Here is a 19,317-nt window from a genome sequence, read left to right on the forward strand (position 1 = left end):
GGAGGCGGTCTCAGGCCGCCTGTTCGGATTCGGGGCGGGCGACGGTCTGAATGGATTCAAAACCTTCGAACTGAGGATGGCCGAGATAGAGCGGCTTGGTGCCCGGCACCCGGCCGTGGGCCTTGCGGAACTGTTCGGAGCGGGTCCAGGCCTCGAAATCGGTCCGCGAGCGCCAGACCGTGTGCGAGGCGTAAAGGATGTGATCCTCCGCTTCGGGGCCCTTGAGCAGGTGAAACTCGACGAAACCTTCCATCTCGCCGAGGTGGCTGTCGCGTCCGAGCCAAACGCTCTCGAAATCGTGAGCCGAATCCTTGACCACCTTGAAGCGGTTCATCGCGATAAACATTCCGGACTGCTCCCTTGACGGGCCATACCGACCGTGGTGGCCCTCAAATGATAACTCTACGTAGTTTCGCTCTAAAGCTGAAGTCGATTTAGGCCGACTCTTAGGGCTGTAGAGGGCTGCGCTCAGCGAATTCGCGAGAAATCCTGCGTAAGTCCGGCCCCCGCCGGCACATTTCCTGCGCGAACGTTCGGTGAACGGAAACGATTGCGCAACTAAAAAACACCCATCCAACAACTCCTAGGCACTTGCATTTCGCATGCACTTCATGGTGATGCTACGGCTAGGTTAAACCACAGCGATACGGTTGCCTCCCGAAGCCTCGGTCCGGTCCTTACCGGCAATAGAAGCAGTTAGGGGCGCCCGAAGTTGCTGTCTGGTACACGAGCGCTACCGACCTAAGGTCCTTGTGTCGGTTTGCGAGATGGAACAGGGACCGTGTCGTAAGATGATGCCGAAACAGACAACCGATGTCGACCGCCTCGTCGGGCTCCGGATCACCGCTTTGCGCAAGGCTCGAGGGTTGAGCCAAACCGCACTCGGGACCGCGGTGGGCGTGACCTTCCAGCAGGTCCAGAAGTACGAGAAGGGCCAGAACCGCGTCGGCGCCGGTCGCCTGCGCGAGATCGCCCGGCTGCTCGAAGTGCCGGTCTCCGCCTTCTTCGAGGAAGGCGATGGTGCCGCCGCCCAGGAGCAGACCGAGGTGTTCGGCTTCCTGCGCGCGCACGGCGCCGTCGATCTGCTGCGCGCCTTCGCCGCGATCGAGGACGACCAGATGCGCCGCGAGGTTCTGGCGCTCGTCCGCAGCGCGGCCCGCATCGGCCGCAAGAAGGACGCCGAAGTCCCTCTCGACGCCTAGCCCTCGGGCCGCACCGCCGACGCTGCCTCGCTGCGGCTCGGGCGCGCCTCACGCAACGCCCGGCCGTCTTCCTTCGCAGGCGACGGCTCGGCGGGCGTTCCGTGATACGATTTCCGGTTGATCGCTTCGGTCTCTCCGGTCGTCCTTGCGAGGCGAAGCCGTGGCAATCCAGGGCTCCGCACTGTCCGGACAAGTCGCGCTCTGGGTCGCTTCGGCTCCGCCTCGCGATGACGGAGAGGGGCGAAGGCCGAGGCGATCAACCGGAGACGATATGAGAGGGGCTTCGTCGAACTACGGCGCCGGCCCGTCCGCGATCAGGTGGAAGAAGCTGCCCGTGACCCGGCCCAGGCGATGGCCCGCGAGTCCGAGCGGCGTGCCCTCGGCATCCGTGACCTGCGCCAGCGCGAGACCGGCTTCAGGCGCCGGCGTCAGTTCGCTCGCGTAGTGGAACTCGTGTCCGACGAGGCGGGTGCCGGCGGCGCCGAGCAGTCCGTCGGCGACGAGGCGCGCCACGCGGTAGCCGAGATGGAGCTTGCGCCGCCGGTAGGAGGTCGCCACCGGCAGGAGGCCCGCCATCGGATGGGTCACCCCTTCGGCATCCTCCAGGCTCTCGCCCAGCATCATGTAGCCCCCGCATTCCCCGTGGACCGGGCGAGTGTCCGCGAAACGGCGCAGGCCGTCGCGGAAGGTGCGCGCCTGCGCCAGGGTGCCGGCATGGAGTTCCGGGTAGCCGCCGGGCAGCCAGCAGGCGCCGCAATCCTCGGCCGGCGCCTCGTCGGCCAGCGGCGAGAACGGCACGATCTCCGCGCCCGCCGCGCGCCAGCCGGCAATCATGTGCGGGTAGAGGAACGAGAAGGCCGCGTCCCGCGCGACCGCGATCCGCTGGGCCGGCGGGTTCGGCAGGCCGCCCGTCGCGGTCGGGGAGCGCCCACCCGCGGCGGCGAGGATGGCGTCGAGGTCGAGGCTCGTCTCCGCCAGATCGGCGAGCCGGTCGAGCCGGGCATGGAGGTCGGCGGTCTCGCCCGCCTGGACGAGGCCGAGATGGCGCTCGGGCAGGACGAGGCCCGCCTCGCGCGGAAACGCGCCGAGCACCGGCAGTCCGACCCGGGACAGGCCGGCCTCGACCAGCCGACGATGGCGCGGACTCGCGACCTTGTTGAGGATCACGCCGGCCATGCGGATGCGCGGATCGTAGGCGGCGCAGCCGAGCGCCACGGCCGCCGCCGATTGCGCGGCGCCCGAGACGTCGAGCACCAGCAGCACCGGCCAGCCGTAGCGGGCGGCGATGTCGGCATTGGCCCCCGTGCGGCCCTCGCCGGCGACGATGCCGTCGTGCAGGCCCATGGAGCCCTCCGCCACCACGAGCGCGGCGTCCCGCGCGGCGAGGCCGGCGCAGGCGTCGAGCAGGGCGTCGGACATGGCGAAGCTGTCGAGGTTCAGGCTCGGCGCGCCGGTGGCCGCCTCGTGGAAGGCGGGGTCGATGTAGTCGGGACCGCACTTGGCGCCGCGCAGGGCGATGCCCCGGCGCCGCAGCGCACGCATCAGCGCCAGCGTCACGGTCGTCTTGCCCGAGCCGGAGCGGGGCGCCGCGATGAGGAGGCCGGGGGCCGCGCTCATCGCGCCGCCTCGCCCGAGGTGTCACCGGCCGCACCGACCGCGCCGCGGGGACGGAAGCGCCGGTCGTAATCGGGCGCGTAGAGGGCGCTCTCGCGGAAATCCGCAGGGTCGAGGGCGGGCCCCACCAGGATCAGGGCGGTGCGCTCGATCCTTTCCGCCCGCACGCGCTCCGGAAGGTCGGCGAGGGTGCCGGCGAGCACCCGCTCGTCCGGCCAGGTCGCGCGGAACACGACCGCCGCGGGACAGTCCGCCCCGTAGAAGGGCACGAGTTCGGTGCAGGCCTCCTCCACCACGTGGATCGAGAGGTGCAGCGCCAGGGTCGCGCCGGTGCTCGCGAAGGCGGAGAGCCGCTCGCGCTCCGGCATCGGGCTCGCCCGGCCCGAGGTCCGGGTCAGCACCACCGATTGCGTCAGGCCCGGCACGGTCAGCTCGCGGCGTAGCAGGGCGGCGGCGGCGGCGAAGGAGGGGACGCCCGGCGTCACCGTGTAGGGGATGCCGAGAGCGTCGAGCCGGCGGGTCTGCTCGGCCAGCGCGCTCCAGATCGAGAGGTCGCCCGAATGCAGCCGGGCCACGTCCCGGCCGGCGGCATGCGCCTGCACGATCTCCGCCATGATCGCGTCGAGGTCGAGGGGCGCGGTGTCGACGATGCGCGCGCCGTCCGGGCACCAGGACAGGATCTCCGGCGCCACCAGCGAGCCCGCATAGAGGCAGACGGGGCAGGCGGCGATGCGGTCGCGCCCGCGCACGGTGATGAGGTCGGCGGCCCCGGGGCCGGCGCCGATGAAATGGACGGTCATGGCGTCCGCTTACAGCATCGGACGGGCGCTTGGGGAGAGCGGCGCCGATCGTGCCACGGCCTTACGCGACGCGGACCCGGTTCCGGCCGCCGACCTTCGCGTCGTAGAGCGCCCGGTCCGCCCGCTCCATGGCGTCGTGCAGATCCTCGCCGGCCGCACGCATCGCGACGCCGACGCTCACGGTGACGGGGATCGCCGCCTCCCTCCAGGTCATCGGCGTGCCGACGATCGCGCGGCGCAGGCGCTCGGCGAGATAGGCCGTCGCGTTGTGATCGCGGCCGGGCAGCACGATGCCGAATTCCTCGCCGCCCAGCCGCACCATGTGCCCGCCCTGCGGCAGGATCGTCCCGGCCCGCCGGGTGAATTCCCGCAGCACCGCGTCGCCGCCGGCATGGCCGAAGCGGTCGTTGATCGATTTGAAGTGGTCGAGATCGGCCACGATGATGCCGGCCTCGCCCGGATCGTCGCCGATCTCGGCCGCGAGGCCCTGGCGGTTCAGCGCGCCGGTCAGCGGGTCCGTCCGGGCCATCCGCGCCACGACGGCATGTGCCTTCTCGGCCTCCAGCGCGAGGATCGCGGTCGTCAGCACGATCGACGTGACCTGATCCACGATGAAGATGGCGACGATCGACAGGCGGGCGACGGGTTCGCCGAGCGGCAGCAGGGGCAGGCAGATCGCCAGGGCGATGGCGAGCAGGGCCCAGGCGATGAGCTGGCGCAGGGGCGAGCGCGGCGGGGAATTGCGGAAGACGTAGAACGCGTTGCCCGATTCGTGGAGCGCGTAGGCGATCGTGCTACCGGCATTGACCGCGCCGGCATCGAAGCCCGCCAGCGTCATGAGGATGTGCGTGAGGGTGGGAAGCGCGAACAGGGCGAGCATCGGCCGGGTCACCGGCGGGTGCCCGTCGAACAGGCGCAAGCCCATCCAGAAGGTCGAGCCGGCCAGCGACCAGCCGAGCGGCGACCAGACGCTGCCGTAGGAGCCGAAATCGACGAACCAGACGGCCATGCCCGCGCAGACCGCGTAGCTCGCCGCGAACAGGAGGAGATAGGTCTTCTGCCGGTGCAGGAGCCAGGTGCAGAGGAAGATCGCTCCGCAGGAGCCGAACACCAGGAAGTCCGAGAATTGAAGTGTGGGGACCGATAATCCCATCGCCGACCAGACCCTCCCGTGCGCCTGCTCTACCCTCCGAGCGTGAAAGGTTCCCTTCGGCGGTCCGGGCAGGGCGGTTCTGGGTTAATGGATCGTGTCGAGAGGGCTCCGGCACGCAGACCGTCGGCGGGGCCGGACGCGCTCACCCCGCGAGCGCGCAGGTCGCCCCCGCGCTGGCGATCCGCGGCAGGACGAGACGCGCCTGCGGGCCGGCGCAGGCGAGCGCCGCGGCCTCCGCCAGGGAGCCGACGCCGCGCAGCGCCTCGATCCGAACGGAGCGCGTGACGACCCGCGCGTCGGCCTGCGCCAGCGCTGCCGGTTCGAGGGCGCCCGGCGTCAGGCCGAAGGCGGCGGCGGCCTCACGGATCGCCGGTTCGCCGGACCGGTCCGCCGCGGTGGCGATGGCGGCAAGGGCGTCCGGCGCGAGGCCCGCCTCACGCAAGGCACGGCGCACCAGGGCGATGATCTCCGCCGCCGCTGCCGTTCTGCGGAAGCCGATGCCGGCGACCACGGAGGCGGGGCGGGCGCTCACGAGTGCGTCCAGACCCATTGCGTGATCGGCATGGCCGGGCGCCAGCCGGTGAGACCGCCGACCGGCACGGCGTGGGCGACAGAGAGACGGCGCAGCGCCCCTCCGCTCTCTGCGAAGGCGGCGAGCAGGGCCGCTTCGCCCTCCAGGGTCACGGCGTTGGCGACGCAGCGTCCGTCCGGGGCAAGCGCGGCGCGGCAGGCGGATAGCAGGCCGGGCTCCGCCACGCCGCCGCCGACGAAGATCGCCTGCGCAGAGGGGAGGGCGGGCAGTGCCTCAAGCGAGGTGCCGCCGACGATCCGCACCCGGGCGCCGACGCCGAGCGCCTTGGCATTGCGGGCGATCCGCTCGGCCCGGTCCGAGCGGCGCTCGACCGCTACGGCGCGGTTGGCGGGATGGCGCAGGCACCACTCGATGGAGATCGAACCCGAGCCGGCGCCGAGATCCCACAGAATTTCGCCCGCGCGGGGGCGAAGCGCCGCCAGCGTCACGGCACGGATCTCGGCCTTGGTGAGCTGGCCGTCATTTTCGAACCACGCGTCGTCGAGGCCCGGGCTGAGAGGGAGAATCCGGGCGCCGGGCTCGGCGACGACCTCCACCGCCAGCGTGTTGAGGGCGGCGATGCCCGTCAGGGAGAAGCCGTCGGCCGTCCCGTCCCGGACGCGCTCGCGCGGACCGCCCATAGCCTCCAGCACGGTCAATCGCGAGCGGCCGAGGCCGCGTTCGGCGAGCAAGGACGCCACGGCGCCGGGCGTCGTGTCGTCCCAGGACAGGGCGAGGAGGCGGGCACCGGGCTGGAGATGGGGCACGATGCCGAGAAGGTCGCGCCCGTGCAGGGTCAGGCAGGCGGTCTCGGGCAGCGACCAGCCGAGCCGGGCGGCGGCGAGGCTGAAGGCGGAGGGCTGCGGAAAGGCCCGGATCTCGGAGGCCGGCACCAGCCGGGCGATCTCGGCGCCGATGCCGAAGTGGAAGGGATCGCCGGTGGCGAGGAGGCAGGTGGGTTGCCCGCGCCGGGCCATTATGCCGGGATAGGCATCCGTGATGGGGCTCGGCCAGGGCCGGGCTTCCCCGGCAAGAGGGGCGGCCAGGGCGAGGTGGCGGCGGCCGCCGTAGATCACCGCTGCGCCATCGAGGGCGGCGGCGGCGGCGGGCGAGAGGCCGGCCCGCCCGTCCTCGCCGATGCCGACGATGCTGAGCCAGGGGGCGGGGCCGGGCTCGGGGGAAAGCGGCGCGGTCATGATCCGCGCCGCCGGTCTTCGTTGTGCATGACGGCGGGCTTCGGTGAGGCTGATGGTCTCGCAAAGCCTTCCGTTACGCGCCCCCGGCCCGGACGGCCAGGGGCGGCTGCGGACCTTCAGCCGGCCGCCGGACGGGCGGCCAGCGGCAGGGCGGCGTCCGGCACGGCCGGTCCGGGCACGCCGAGATAGGCGCGGCGGGCGGGCTTGAGCACGTACCAGGCGAGGGCCGCCACGATGAGGTCGAGGACGATGGCGATGCCGAAGACCGGCACCCAGCTTCCCACCGCGTCGTGGATCAGGGCCGCCACGGGGCCGCCGAGCAGCGAGCCCACGCCCTGCGCCATGTAGAGGAAGCCGTAATTCGTGGTCGCGTGCTTCGTGCCGAAGGTGTCGGTCAGCGTCGAGGGGAAGAGCGAGAAGATCTCGCCCCAGGCGAAGAACACGACGCCCGAGAGCAGCGCGAAGGCGTAGGCGTTCTCGCGGAACACCAGCAGCAGGCCGATCGCCACCGCTTCGAGGGCGAAGGCCACCGCCATGGTGTTCTCGCGACCGACATGGTCGGAGACCCAGCCGAAGAAGGGCCGCGTCAGGCCGTTGGTGATCCGATCGAAGGTGAGCGCGAAGGGAAGCGCGGCAAAGCCGAACACCATCGCGTCCGCCACGCCGAATTCCTTCGCGAAGGCGGCGAACTGCGCGACCACCATCAGTCCGCCGGTCGACATCATCGCCATCATGGCGAACATCAGCCAGAACAGCGGGGTCCGCAGCATCTGGGCCGGGGCCACGTCGCGCGCAGCGCTCGCGACCTTGTCGGTGGGGATGGCGGGGGTCTCGCCGGCTCGCGGCGTGCGCAGGCCGAGCGCCGCGACGACGCCGATCACCGCCATGATCGCGCCGAACACCAGCAGCGTGTGGCGGTAGCCCGAGGCGGCGATCATGTCGGTGATGGGGAAGGTGGTGGCGATGGCGCCCATGCCGTAGCCCGCCGCCACGACGCCGACGGCGAAGCCGCGCCGCTCGGGGAACCAGCGCACCATCAGCCCGACCACGCCGACATAGACGATGCCGGTGCCGAGGCCGCAGAGCAGGCCGTAGGTTGCGTAGAGGCCCCAGAGCGTGTCGGTGTAGGAGGCCGCGACCCAGCCGATCCCCGAGAGGCCGGCGCCGAGCGCGATCATCGCCTTGGCGCTGAAGCGCTCGATCAGCCAGCCCTGCACCGGCGAGAAGAAGGTCTGAAGCACGATCAGCAGCGTGAAGGCGACCTGCACGGCCGCCAAGCTCGCCCCCGTCGTCACCTGGAACGGCTTCACGAACAGCGTCCAGACGTATTGCGGGCTCGAGATCGTCATCATCACGAGGAGACCCAGGCCCAGCTGGATCCACCGCGTGCGGTTCGAGATTGTATCCATCATTCACTCCTCGACGGCATCGCGATGCCGCAAGGAGCGTGCCAGAGAAGAACTTCAGGTTCCCGCGGAGACGAGCCAGCAGGCACCGCCGAGCCTGACAGGGCCGGAGCCGAACCGCTCGGCGAAGAGCCTGGTGATGATTTCGAGGGCAGACTGCCGCACGGCCGGCTCGCTCTCGCGCAGCAGGCGCGCGATCGGACCGCGGGTTGCGGCGAACTCCGCCGCGGTCTCCGGGGTCTCGCCGAGTAGCATGGTCCGATCGAGCGGCTCGTGCTCGACGGCGCGGAATCCGGCTGCCTCAAGAATAGGCAGAAGCGCCTCGCGTGCGGCGAAGCGGAAGGGGCCCGGCCCGTCGGGCGCCGCCGGCTCGACCGGGGGCAGCAGCGGCAGGACCGCCGCCCGCGGCACCATCACCCAGTCGTTCTCGTCCATCGGGCGCCAGCAGAGGAACGTCAGGCGCCCGCCCGGCACGAGCGCCCGGCGGACGTTGCGGAAGGCCGCGACGGAATCGTCGAAGAACATCACGCCGAAGCGCGAGAGGGCGTGATCGAAGGCTGCCCCGAAATCGTGCTCCTGCGCATCGGCCCTGAGCCACTCCACCGGTCCGGCGCCCGGCAGCTCCTGCGCCGCCCGTGCGCGGGCGGACTCCAGAAGCGGCTGCGAGAGGTCGGCGGCGGTGACGTGGCCGCTGCTCCCGAGCGTCCGGGCCGCGATCAGGGCCGTCTCGCCGGCCCCGCAGCCGATGTCGAGCACGCGCTGGCCGGGCTTCAGGGCGGCGCGGGCGAACAGGGCCTCGGTGAAGGGCGCGAAGGCGCGATCCAGCGCAGGATGGTGGGCGGCCCAGCGCTGGCCGACCTCGCCGTTCCAGTAATCGCTCTGGTCCTGGTTGACCGCGTTCATGCCGTCTCCGTTCGCTGTCCCGACGCGGCCAGCGCCTCGAAGGCCACCGCCACCGCCACCGCGCCCGGATCGGGATGCCCCTCGAGATCGGCGCTGGCAAGGTAGCTCGAACGGCCGGTGCCGGCCCGCGTCAGGCCCGCGGTCGCCTCCGCTCCGGCGCGGGCCGCCCGCGCGGCCTCCGGCAGGCCGGAGGCGGCGAGGGCGTCGACCGCCGGAATCAGCGCGTCGAGGAGCGTGCGGTCGCCGGGGCCCGCGCCGCCGGCATCGCGCAGCCGCTGAATGCCGACGGCGCAGGCCTTCGCCCAATCCGCGCCGTCCGCCAGCGCCGAGCCCAGCGCCGAGAAGAAGATGGAGAGCAGCACGCCGCTCGTGCCGCCCGCAGCCCGGCCCAGGCGTTCGCCGAGCGCCCGGCAGAGCGGAGCGGGCTCGGCCTGAGGCAGCCGGTCGATCGCGCTCAGCACGGCGCGGGCCTCGGACGCGAAGGTCGAGCCGGCATCGCCGTCGCCGACCCGGGCGTCGAGGGCGTTGAGCGGCGCCTCCGACGCGATCAGTGCCCAGCAGACCGCTTCGATCCGCGCGGCCACCACGGCATCTTGCGAGGGCGGCGGCGCCGGGCCGCCGGCCAGCCCCTGCGGCATGGGCCGGACGAGCAGTTCGCGCAAGGTCCGCGCGCGGGGCCAGGCCGCGACCGGCGTCTGCGCCAGGAGAGCCGCCTCGATCTCCGCGTCCAGGGCCAGGAAGGAGAGGGAGGCGCCGTGCATGTCGAGCGCCGTCATGGCGCGGGCGGGGCCGAGCAGGAGGCGCACGCGCCGCCCGAGATCGGTCGCCAGCACCGCCTTCGTCAGCACCGCCATCTCCAGGGCCGTGGTGGAGCCGAGATCGTTGACGAGGAGCGCGAGGCGTTCGGCCCCGGCGATCGGAGCGGGAAAACGCGCGGTCATCAATTCGGCGAGCGCGCTCGCGGGCGGCAGCGCGATGCGCTCGATGCCGGGCTCGCCGTGGATGCCGAGCCCCAGCTCCGCCTGTCCCTCGGCAAGGCGCGGCTCCGGCTTCGCGCCGGGCATCGTGGCGGTGGAAACGGCAATGCCGAGGGTGCGGGCCGCGGCCGCTGTCCGGCGCGCGAGCGCCGCCACGGCCTCCAGCGAGGCGCCGGAGGCGGCGGCGTGGCCCGCCACCTTGTGGACGAAGAGGGTGCCGGCGAGGCCCCGCGGCTGCTTGGCATCGGGCAGGGCGATGTCGTCGGCCACCAGCACGGTCTCGACCCTGAGGCCGGCGGCGCGGGCGCGCTCGGCGGCCAGCCCGAAATTCAAGCGGTCGCCGGCATAGTTCTTCACCACGAGCAGGCAGCCCGCTTCGCCCGTCACCGCGAGGATGCCGGCGAGCACGGCATCGGCGGAGGGCGAGGCGAAGACATCGCCGCAGACCGCCGCCGAGAGCAGGCCCGGCCCGACGAAGCCCGCATGGGCCGGCTCGTGCCCCGAGCCGCCCCCGGAGACGACGGCGACTTGGCCCGGAACGGGCTCGGCGCGCAGCACGACCCGGATCTCGGGGTCGCCATCGAGCCGCGCCAGCGCCCCGCCGCTGCCCGCGACGAGCCCTTCGACCGCATCGTTCACGAGACGGGCGCGGTCGTCGATGAAGTGGGCCATGGGCGGTGCCTCCCGGCGCGCCCGCTCGCGAGGCGGGCTGTCCCGGTAAGGGTAAGGCGGGCCGGGAGCGCTACAACCCCCGGCCGTACAGCGCGCCTCAGAGCCCGGCCGCGCCGCCGTCGGAGCGCGGATCGTGCGTCGCCTCGATGCGCCCGTTGCGCGGATGCCGCACCAGCATGCCGGCGTGGCCGAGCGAGTCGATATAGGCGCCGCCCAGTTCCTCGATGTCGTGGCCCATGCGCCGCAACGCGGCGATGCAGGCCGGATCGAAGCGGTCCTCGACCTTCACGCTGAGCGACTCGGCGCCCCAGGTGCGTCCGTAGAGCAGGCGCGGCGCGTCGACGGCCTCGGCCACCGACCGCCCGTAATCGGCGTAGCGGGTGAAGATCTGCGCCTGGAATTGCGGCTGCCCGTCGCCGCCCATGGAGCCGTAGGACATCACCCGCCCGTCGTCGAAGGCGGCGAGCGCCGGGATCAGGGTGTGGAACGGGCGCCGGCCCGGCTCCAGCGGATTCACGGCGTTGGCGTCGGGCGAGAAGGACATGCCCCGGTTCTGCCAGCAGATGCCGGTGGCGGGCAGCACCGTGCCGGAGCCGTATTCCCAGTAGACCGACTGGATGAAGGAGACGGCCATGCCGTCGTTGTCGATGGCGCCCATCCAGACCGTGTCGCCCTCGCCCGAGCGTACGGGGATGCTGGCGGCGCGCGCCCTGTCGATCAGCGCGGCCTCGCGGTCGAGGCGGCGGGAATCGAGGAAGGCGGACGGATCGCCCTTCAGGCGGTCGAAATCGGTGACGAAGCCGTCGCGGATGGCGAAGGCGCGCTTCGTCGCCTCGATCAGCCCGTGATAATGCGCGGTCGTCTCCGGCTCGGCGACGTTCAGCCGCTCGAAGATTCCCAGGATGATCAGCGCCGCGAGGCCCTGGGTGGGCGGCGGGAAGTTGTAGAGCGTGGCATCGCGCCGCCGCAGGGTCAGCGGCGCCCGCTCCCTGGCCGCGTAGGCCTTGAGGTCGTCGCGGGTGACCGGCGCGCCGAGGCGTTCCAGGTCGGCGGCGATCTCGCGGCCGATATCGCCCCGGTAGAAGTCGTCGAGCCCGGCATGGGCGAGCTGGGTCAGGGTGTCGGCGAGCTTGGGCTGGGCCCGGATCGCGCCCGCCGCGAAGGGCTTGCCGTCGTCGAGATAGGTTTTTGCGAAATTCGGCGCATCGTGGAGCGTGTCGAGTTCCTTCGGCACGTAGCGCGCCTCCGAGGCCGAGACCGCGCAGCCCTCGCGGGCGTGGCGGATGGCGTCGGCGAGGATCGCGTCGAGGGGAAGCCGGCCACCGAAGGCGCGGGCCATGTCGAGCGCGAGGCGCCAGCCGCCGACCGTGCCGGCGACCGTCACCGCGGCGTCGGGGCCGCGGGAGGGGATCGCCTCGTAGCCCTTCTCGCGGTAGCGGGCGCGGGTGGCGAGCGCGCCCGCTGGTCCGCAGGCCTCGATGCCGCGCACGCGGCCGTTCCGCTCGCGGATCAGCCAGAAGCCGTCGCCGCCGATACCGTTCATGTGCGGGTAGACCACCGCGATGGCGGCGGCCATGGCCAGCATCGCTTCGATGGCGTTGCCGCCCTGCGCCAGCACGCTCTGCCCGGCCGCGGCCGCGAGGCTGTGGGGGGCGGCGACGGCCGCATGGGCGAAGACGGGTGTGTCGGGCATGATCGCGTTCTGATGAAACCTGAGATCGGGATGGACCGGGAGGCAGGATCAGGACCATGCGCGCGCGGGGAGGGCAACCGAAACACGCTCCACCGCGACGCATCCCCGGTATTCACGGCCCATTCGACCGCCCCGGCACACGGTCCGGTGCCCGTTCCCGGAGATCCGACACGCTGAGCGCGAGACGCACGATTGCGTGAGTTCTGAGAAGGTTCCCGGAACTCTGCCGCCTTTCAGTCCATGTTGCAGAAAAGGAACTGCGCCGACGCGGGCGGGCTGACATGATCGGTTCTGCGAATCGGCGGGCATTTCAGAACATGAAGCAGAATGATCGGGCGATCCTTCAGGATCGTGTGAGGACACTTGTCTTGCGCCATGCTTTGGAGGCAACGCTTCAGCGGCTGTCCCAACTTTCCGGCACAAGTGCAGAGGAAGAGTTGTTGCGGCTCGAGCATTCCATTGTCCTCGCGACGCGGCGCATCGGCGAGGTGCCGGGACATGTGCAGCTCGCGACCCTGGTCGCCGTCGAGGACGCGGTGGGGACCATCCGCGCCGCCTTCGATGCCACGCATCAGCGCATCGAAGTGGCCCCGGCCACGCCGCTGGCGGCCTGATCGCTCGCATTTTCGCATCCGCGCCCCGGCGCAGCGATTGAATTGCCGTCTCGCCATAGGCATATCGCCCCCGTTTTTTCGCGCGTCCCGCACCGTTGCTCCGCTGAAGCCTCGACTCGGAGGCGGCTATTGGACGGAGCAGCGCGGGGCAGGTCAGAACGGGAGAGATGCTCTTGAGCGAGACGGTGGAGCGGCACGAATTCGGTGCCGAGGTCGGGCGCCTGTTGGACCTCGTGGTTCACGCGCTCTATTCCGACCGCGAGATCTTCCTGCGCGAACTTGTGGCCAATGCTGCCGACGCGACCGACCGGCGCCGCTTCGAGGCGCTGACCGACGAGGCCCTGGCGCTTCCCTCCGACGCCCGGGTGCTGATCGCGCCCGACAAGACGGCGCGCACGCTCACGATCTCCGATTCCGGCATCGGCATGAGCAAGGAGGATCTGGCGCAGAACCTCGGCACCATCGCTCGCTCGGGCACCCGCGCCTTCTCCCAGGCGCTCGGCGAGACGAAAGCGGGTGAGGGCAGCGAGGATCTGCGTCCGAGCCTGATCGGCCAGTTCGGCGTCGGCTTCTACTCCGCCTTCATGGTGGCCGACCGCGTCACCGTCACCTCGCGGCGCGCGGGCAGCGAGGAGGCCTGGACCTGGGCCTCGGACGGCAAGGGCAGCTACACCCTGGAGCCGGCCACCCGCGAGGGGGCCGGCACCGACATCGTGCTGCACCTCAAGGAGGATGCCGACGAGTATCTGGAGAGCTACCGGCTCGATCACGTCGTGCGCAAATGGGCCGACAACATCGCCGTGCCGATCGCGATCCGCGACGCGGAGGGCAAGGAGGAGGCCGCCAACCGCGGCACCGCCCTGTGGCGCAAGCCGAAATCCGAGATCACCGAGGAGCAGTACAAGGAGTTCTACCGCACCGTCAGCCACGGCTTCGACGAGCCCTGGGCGACCCTGCACTGGCGGGCGGAGGGCGCGCTCGAATTCACCGGCCTCCTGTTCGTGCCGAGCATGAAGCCGTTCATGGCGGTGGAGGACGACCGCCGCTCCAAGGTGCGGCTGCACGTGCGCCGCATGTTCATCACCGACGAGGCCGATCTGCTGCCGAACTGGCTGCGCTTCGTCCACGGCGTGGTCGATACCGACGATCTGCCGCTCAACGTCTCCCGCGAGATGCTGCAATCCACGCCGGCACTCGCCAAGATCCGCCGCGCCGTGACCACCCGCGTGATCAACGAGCTGTCGAGCCGCTCCAAGAACGCCGAGAAGGCGGACGAGTACCAGAAGTTCTTCGAGAATTTCGGGCCGGTGCTCAAGGAAGGCATCTACGAGGATTTCGAGCGCCGCGCCGAGATCGCGCCGCTCCTGCGCTTCCGCTCCTCCACGGAAGACGGCTGGACCTCGCTGCCCGATTACGTGGCGCGGATGAAGCCCGAGCAGGAGGCGATCTACTACCTCGTCGCCGACGACGCGGAGGCGCTCAAGAACTCCGCCCAGCTCGAAGGTTTCCGCGCCCGCGGCGTCGAGGTGCTGCTGCTCTCCGACCACGTCGACGCCTTCTGGCCGGAGCAGCTGGGCAAGTTCGAGGACAAGCCCCTGCGCTCGGTCACGCAGGGCTCGGCTGACCTCGCCAAGTTCAAGCCCGAGGGCGAGGAGGCGGAGGCCCCCTCGGTCGACCGGCTCGTGGCCGCGCTCAAGCTCGCGCTGGAGCCCGACGTCTCCGACGTCCGTACGACGGATCGTCTCGTCGACAGCGCCGTGGTGCTCGCCGCCTCCGGCACGGGGCCGGACCTGCAGATGCAGCGCCTGCTGCGCCGGGCCGGCCGCGGCTTCGGCGGGGGCGCGCCGATCCTGGAGATCAATCCGCGCCACGCCCTGATCCGCGCGCTCAACGCGCGGGCCGAGGCCGGCGAGGATCTCAAGGAGCAGGCGGGCACTTTGCTCGACCTCGCCCGGGTTCAGGACGGGGACACGCCCCGCGATCCGGTGGCCTTCGCCCGCGCCGTCGCGGCGGCCCTGGCCGGCACGGCCGCCTGAGGCTCTACCCGCCCGGGGGCGGGATGCGGGCTCAGATCCGCGTCCCGTCGTCCCGGGGCGGCGCGCCGCAGCGGAAGCGCGCGACCCGCCAGCGGTCCCCATGCGTGTTCTGCCACGCCGCCATCTGCGGCTGAGCCACCGACAGGCATTGCTGGGGCGTGACGATGTCCTCGTTGAAGCGGTGGACGCGCATCACGCAATGCGTGGGATTGTTGACCATGCAGGTCAGGAAGTAGAGGCCGTAGAGCATGCGCCGGGGCTCCGTGCTGGCGTGGGTCTCTCCTCCCGGGCCGCTTCTTGTTCTGGCGGTCAGAGGCATCGCAACGAGCGTGCCGGAAGTTCCGGCGCTGCATGCAGGGGTTGCCGGTCGGCGCGACGTGTTGCGAGCCGGCCGCATCGTGATCGCCGTCGGCCCGCGCGTCCGACCCGGCGGCGTTGACAGCCTCGCCGCATCCGCGCGAACACCGGGCCATGGCCGCCGACCCCCTCACCGATCCGCAGACCGCCCGCCTCGACCGACGGGTGACGTGGAGCGTGATCGCCCTTACGGCCGCGACCGTGCTGGTCGGCGCCCTCGTGCCCGGCGCGCCCCGGCACGCCGCGCTCGCTCCGGCCGAGAAGCTTGCCCCAGCCCAGAATCTTGCCCCAGCGCAGGATCCGGCATGCGCCGAGTGGGGCGACGGCTGCAAGGTCTGCCGCCGCACCGAGGACGGGGCGGCCTGCTCGTTGCCGGGCATCGCCTGCACGCCGGGCGCCATGGCCTGCCTGCGCGCCGCGGGAGAGCCGTGAGCCGGCCGACGTTCCGCTTCGCGCCGAGCCCGAACGGCCGCCTGCATCTCGGCCACGCCTATTCCGCACTCCTGAATGCGCGCATCGCCGAGTGCTTGGGCGGGCGCCTGCTCCTGCGCATCGAGGACATCGATCCCGGCCGCTGCCGGCCCGAATTCGTGGACGGCATCCTCGCGGATCTCGACTGGCTCGGCCTCACCTTCGAGGCGCATCCGCGCCGTCAATCCGAGCACCTGTCGGACTATGCCGCAGCCCGCGACCGGCTGGCGGCGGACGGCCTGACCTACCCTTGCTTCTGCTCGCGGGGGCAGATCGCGGCCGACATCGCCGCCCGCGAGGCGCGAGGGGAGGGGAGGGCGCGCGATCCCGACGGAGCGCCCCTCTATCCGGGCACCTGCTGCGGCTTGTCCCCGGAGGAGGCGCGCGCCCGCATCGCGCGGGGCGAGCCCCATACCTGGCGCCTCGACATGGAGGCCGCGCTCCGAACGCTGACCGATCCGCCCGTCATCCGCCGCTTCTCACCCGATGACGGGGCGCACGAGACGGTCGCGGCCGATCCCGCCCGCTGGGGCGATGCGGTGATCGCGCGGCGCGACGTGCCGACGAGCTACCACCTCTCGGTGGTCTGCGACGACGCCGTTCAGGGAATCACCCACGTCGTGCGCGGGCAGGATCTGGAGGCGGCGACCGACCTCCACGCCCTGCTCCAGACGCTCCTGCACCTGCCCGGGCCGGCCTACCACCACCACGCCCTGATCCGGACGGACAACGGCGAGAAGCTCGCCAAATCGAAGGGATCGGAGGCGCTGGCCGACCTATGCGCCCGCGGCGCCACGCCCACAGACGTGCGGGCGATGCTTGGATTTTAGGGCGAAGCGGACGGCCGCAGCGTGTTGCCTTCAGCGCATCGCGTCGCGCTGCGCCATCGCCGTGGCGGTCTTCGACTTCTGCATGGTCGCGTCGATCTGCTCGCGCTGGCGCCGGAACTCGGCGAGCAGGCGTCCGTCGAGCTCGCGCCCGCGCGGGACGCGGATCTTCATCGGATCGACGAAGTGGCCGTTGATGATCACCTCGTAGTGCAGGTGCGCCCCGGTGGAGAGGCCGGTGGAGCCGACATAGCCGATCACTTGCCCCTGGCGGACCCGGGCGCCCGCGCTGACGCCGCGGGCAAAGCGCGACATGTGATTGTAGGTCGTGACGTAGCCGTTGATGTGCTGCACCTCGACCCGGCGCCCGTAGCCGGAATCCCACTCGGCCTTGATCACCGTGCCGTTGCCCGCGGCGACGATCGGCGTGCCGATCGGGTTGGCCCAGTCCACACCGGTATGCAGCTTGGCGTAGCCGAGGATCGGATGGCGGCGGTAGCCGAAGCCCGAGCGCATGATGCCGTCGGCGATGGGCTTGCGGATCAGGAACTTCTTGAGCGAGCGGCCCTGCTCGTCGAGGAAGTCGATCGAGCCGTCGTCGGGCGACTGGAAGCGGTAGACCTTGCGCCACTCGCCGCCGAGATTGAGTGCGGCGTAGAGCAGTTCCGGCCGCTCGGCGGCGTTGGGCCCGGCTTCCTCGTCGTAGGTGTAGAACAGGTCGATCCCGTCGCCCGCCGAGATCCGGCGCTGGAAGTCGATGTCGTAGCTGAAGATCCGGACGATATCCTCGACCGTGGCGCGGGGCACGTCGTGGCGCGCGCCGGTCTCGTAGAGGCTCTGATAGAGCCGGGGGCCGCTGCCCTGGTCCTCCTCGTCCTCGCTGTCGGAGGTGTCGGCCTGGGCCTGTTCCCGGCTGCGGCCGCGCGTCTCGTCGACCGGGGGCGCGACGGCCACGAAGCTTCCGCGATCGTTGATCGCCGCGATGGCCTGCACACCGCTCTCGCCGAAGAGCACCACCCGCGTGACCTGCCGGCCGTCGCCGGACCGGGGCCCGGGCGCGATCTGCATCCGGAATTGCTGCCCTTCCGACAGGGCCGCGACCTTCGCTTTGCCGCCGAGTGCGGCCACGATGCCCGCGACTGCCGCGTCGGCGACGTGCCCCGTCGCTTTGAGCACGGCCTCAAGGCTCTCGCCGCGCTTGAGCGCGAGGTCGCGCTCCTCCACCAGCGGCGCCTCGCCGGGGCGCAGTTCCACCTTGGCGAGCTTCGTCACGTTCTCGGGGACGACGAGCACCTCGATCGACTTGAAGGGACTGCCGTCCTCGCCGAGCTTGCCCTTGACGTTTCCCTGGGCGCTGGCTTGACCATTGTTCTCGCCGAAACCGAAAGCGGAGCCCTGTTGCAGGGTGCGCGAGAGCAGGATCTGGGGCGCGAGCGGCAGGGCCGTGCGGCGGCCGGCTTCCGCCGCGAGGCGGCGCTCCTCCTCGACCTGCGCGGTCACGTCCTCGTCCGAGAGCGCCGGGGCTCCGGGCTCGACGGCGAGTTCGCCGAGATCCCGCTTGACCACCGTGACCTCGGCGCCCGGCGCATCCGCCGCGCCGGGATCGGGCGCGCGTTCCTGCGGCTCGTCCGAGACGAACTTCATCGGATCGAAGCGGGGGATGTCGCTCGCGAACACGCCTGTCGACATGGACAGGTTCGAGGCGATCCGGACGAAGGGACGAACCTTGATGATCTCTCGGTCCCCGAGCCGCACCGTCACCGGGGTGCGAAAACTCTGCTTGGCCGAGGCGATCATGAGATTGCGCACGAGCCGGTCGCCCTTCTGCGCCGAGGCGACGCCGGGCTCCTCGCTGAGCGGACCCTGCAGGCGGGGGGGCTGGGCCGGCCGATCGGAGACGGAGGCGAGCGAGACCTCGCCCTGAAGCGAGACGTGGATCGCCGCGCCGATCAGGAGCGCGCCGGTGATGCCGGTGAGCGCACTGGCGCAAAGCCAGCGCAGGTTGACGTCCCGTCGGTCGATCTGGCGGGCATCGGCGCCGAGCAGGTTGAGCGGCGGCTCCACGCCACGTGGAAGTCCTGCCGGGCGCCGCTTCGACGCCTCGGTCGTCCCCCCGATCTTCAGTCGCTCGCGCGTCACGGACTTCCTCTGCGTCGGCGCTGCGGACCGGATCGCCGTTCCGTCCTACCAGACTCGCGGGTCGCGAGCGACTTGGGACTTCGCGGCATGAAGGCTGGCCGACGGAGAACCGATCTCCGGGGCCAGCATGTCCAGATTGAGGCGGTACGGACAGAGGACGCGGCCCATCCCCGACGCCACTGTCGCACGGCCTTCATCCCGGCGTGGTGAGCTGCGCAACTTTTTCGAATCGGCCTGTTGACGTCGGCGGAGGTGGTCCGTAGAAGCTGCCTCACCGACGGGGCGCCGCGGTCCACCGCTCGGTGGGCAGGCACTTCGGGGGTCTTCGGACGATGTGGCGGAGCGGAGCTGATCCGGGTGACTGGATCGGGCGATCGCTGTCCTTCATGGTCCGGGGTGTCGGCGCTTCCGAACGCTTCGGTGTTCGCTCGGGGCGGTTGACAGGACGGTTCGCCGGCTCTAGACGCCGCGGACCGCTGCGGCGGGGCAAAACACGGCGACTTCGGTCGCGGGCCCGGCAGAGGACTACTCGCTGAAGGTAGGCTGGATGGGCCGGGCAACCGGGCTGTCGGCGCGTCTTCGGTGGAAGGATATACCCGCGAGGGTGTCGACTTCGCGCTCTTTGACAAGTGAATCGAGAGAAAGAGAAACGTGGGCGGCTTGTTTTCGTCCTTGCGGGTTCGAGG

Annotated in this window: 17 protein-coding genes; 5 read left to right on the top strand and 12 right to left on the bottom strand. The window is 71.3% G+C overall.

Annotation, left to right across the window (positions count from 1 at the left end; translation table 11 throughout):
- Positions 1–10: 10 nt before the first annotated feature.
- A complete protein-coding gene (locus ACPCJR_RS18830; RefSeq protein ID WP_391513136.1) occupies positions 11–346 on the bottom strand; it encodes an antibiotic biosynthesis monooxygenase family protein in 336 nt (111 codons plus the stop codon).
- Positions 347–791: 445 nt separating this feature from the next.
- Between ACPCJR_RS18830 and ACPCJR_RS18835 the strand changes: the two genes are divergently transcribed.
- Positions 792–1,202, top strand: a complete 411-nt coding sequence (locus ACPCJR_RS18835) for a helix-turn-helix domain-containing protein (protein ID WP_110351715.1) — start codon at positions 792–794, stop codon at positions 1,200–1,202.
- A gap of 291 nt (positions 1,203–1,493) precedes the next feature.
- Here the strand turns inward: ACPCJR_RS18835 and ACPCJR_RS18840 are convergent, their stop codons facing one another.
- The 9 genes from ACPCJR_RS18840 to ACPCJR_RS18880 all read right to left on the bottom strand — a co-directional run bounded on the left by ACPCJR_RS18840 (position 1,494) and on the right by ACPCJR_RS18880 (position 12,187).
- Positions 1,494–2,819: a cobyrinate a,c-diamide synthase gene (locus ACPCJR_RS18840; protein WP_391513133.1), complete on the bottom strand. Its 1,326-nt coding sequence runs from the start codon at positions 2,817–2,819 to the stop codon at positions 1,494–1,496.
- Entirely contained in the window at positions 2,816–3,616 is an 801-nt protein-coding gene (gene cobM, locus ACPCJR_RS18845) for a precorrin-4 C(11)-methyltransferase (protein ID WP_391513131.1), read from the bottom strand. The genes ACPCJR_RS18840 and cobM overlap by 4 nt, the downstream gene beginning before the upstream one ends.
- A 61-nt stretch (positions 3,617–3,677) precedes the next feature.
- The gene (locus ACPCJR_RS18850; RefSeq protein ID WP_391513129.1) at positions 3,678–4,769 is read right to left on the bottom strand and encodes a GGDEF domain-containing protein; all 1,092 of its coding nucleotides are present in this window, start codon (positions 4,767–4,769) and stop codon (positions 3,678–3,680) included.
- 142 nt (positions 4,770–4,911) lie between these two features.
- Complete coding sequence (locus tag ACPCJR_RS18855; protein WP_391513127.1) at positions 4,912–5,319, bottom strand: cobalamin biosynthesis protein; 408 nt, start codon at positions 5,317–5,319, stop codon at positions 4,912–4,914.
- A complete protein-coding gene (cbiE, locus tag ACPCJR_RS18860; protein ID WP_391513126.1) occupies positions 5,298–6,536 on the bottom strand; it encodes a precorrin-6y C5,15-methyltransferase (decarboxylating) subunit CbiE in 1,239 nt (412 codons plus the stop codon). The genes ACPCJR_RS18855 and cbiE overlap by 22 nt, the downstream gene beginning before the upstream one ends.
- A gap of 116 nt (positions 6,537–6,652) precedes the next feature.
- Positions 6,653–7,945, bottom strand: a complete 1,293-nt coding sequence (oxlT, locus tag ACPCJR_RS18865; protein ID WP_391513124.1) for an oxalate/formate MFS antiporter — start codon at positions 7,943–7,945, stop codon at positions 6,653–6,655.
- Positions 7,946–7,999: 54 nt separating this feature from the next.
- Entirely contained in the window at positions 8,000–8,845 is an 846-nt protein-coding gene (locus ACPCJR_RS18870; RefSeq protein ID WP_391513122.1) for a class I SAM-dependent methyltransferase, read from the bottom strand.
- A complete protein-coding gene (locus ACPCJR_RS18875) occupies positions 8,842–10,494 on the bottom strand; it encodes a dihydroxyacetone kinase subunit DhaK (protein ID WP_391513120.1) in 1,653 nt (550 codons plus the stop codon). Before ACPCJR_RS18875 ends, ACPCJR_RS18870 begins: the two co-directional genes overlap by 4 nt.
- Positions 10,495–10,591: 97 nt before the next feature.
- A complete protein-coding gene (locus tag ACPCJR_RS18880) occupies positions 10,592–12,187 on the bottom strand; it encodes a gamma-glutamyltransferase family protein (RefSeq protein ID WP_391513119.1) in 1,596 nt (531 codons plus the stop codon).
- 317 nt (positions 12,188–12,504) lie between these two features.
- On the opposite strand from ACPCJR_RS18880, the gene ACPCJR_RS18885 reads away from it, so the two are divergent.
- Positions 12,505–12,801: a hypothetical protein gene (locus ACPCJR_RS18885; RefSeq protein ID WP_391513427.1), complete on the top strand. Its 297-nt coding sequence runs from the start codon at positions 12,505–12,507 to the stop codon at positions 12,799–12,801.
- A 173-nt stretch (positions 12,802–12,974) separates the two neighbouring features.
- Positions 12,975–14,837 carry a molecular chaperone HtpG gene (gene htpG / locus ACPCJR_RS18890; protein ID WP_391513117.1) on the top strand — a complete coding sequence of 621 codons (1,863 nt, stop codon included), beginning with the start codon at positions 12,975–12,977 and terminating at the stop codon, positions 14,835–14,837.
- 31 nt (positions 14,838–14,868) lie between these two features.
- Here the strand turns inward: htpG and ACPCJR_RS18895 are convergent, their stop codons facing one another.
- Positions 14,869–15,087, bottom strand: coding sequence for a hypothetical protein (locus tag ACPCJR_RS18895; protein WP_391513115.1), 219 nt, complete (start codon positions 15,085–15,087; stop codon positions 14,869–14,871).
- Between the two features lie 221 nt (positions 15,088–15,308).
- Here ACPCJR_RS18895 and ACPCJR_RS18900 point away from each other — a divergent pair, with 221 nt between their 5' ends.
- Together ACPCJR_RS18900 and gluQRS are read left to right on the top strand one after the other, a co-directional pair.
- Positions 15,309–15,626 carry a hypothetical protein gene (locus ACPCJR_RS18900; protein ID WP_391513113.1) on the top strand — a complete coding sequence of 106 codons (318 nt, stop codon included), beginning with the start codon at positions 15,309–15,311 and terminating at the stop codon, positions 15,624–15,626.
- A complete protein-coding gene (gene gluQRS, locus ACPCJR_RS18905; RefSeq protein WP_391513111.1) occupies positions 15,623–16,495 on the top strand; it encodes a tRNA glutamyl-Q(34) synthetase GluQRS in 873 nt (290 codons plus the stop codon). The genes ACPCJR_RS18900 and gluQRS overlap by 4 nt, the downstream gene beginning before the upstream one ends.
- A gap of 30 nt (positions 16,496–16,525) precedes the next feature.
- Here the strand turns inward: gluQRS and ACPCJR_RS18910 are convergent, their stop codons facing one another.
- Positions 16,526–18,631, bottom strand: coding sequence for a M23 family metallopeptidase (locus tag ACPCJR_RS18910; protein WP_391513109.1), 2,106 nt, complete (start codon positions 18,629–18,631; stop codon positions 16,526–16,528).
- Positions 18,632–19,317: the final 686 nt, after the last annotated feature.

It is taken from the genome of Methylobacterium sp. NPDC097929, assembly GCF_049543375.1.
Taxonomy (GTDB): domain Bacteria; phylum Pseudomonadota; class Alphaproteobacteria; order Rhizobiales; family Beijerinckiaceae; genus Methylobacterium.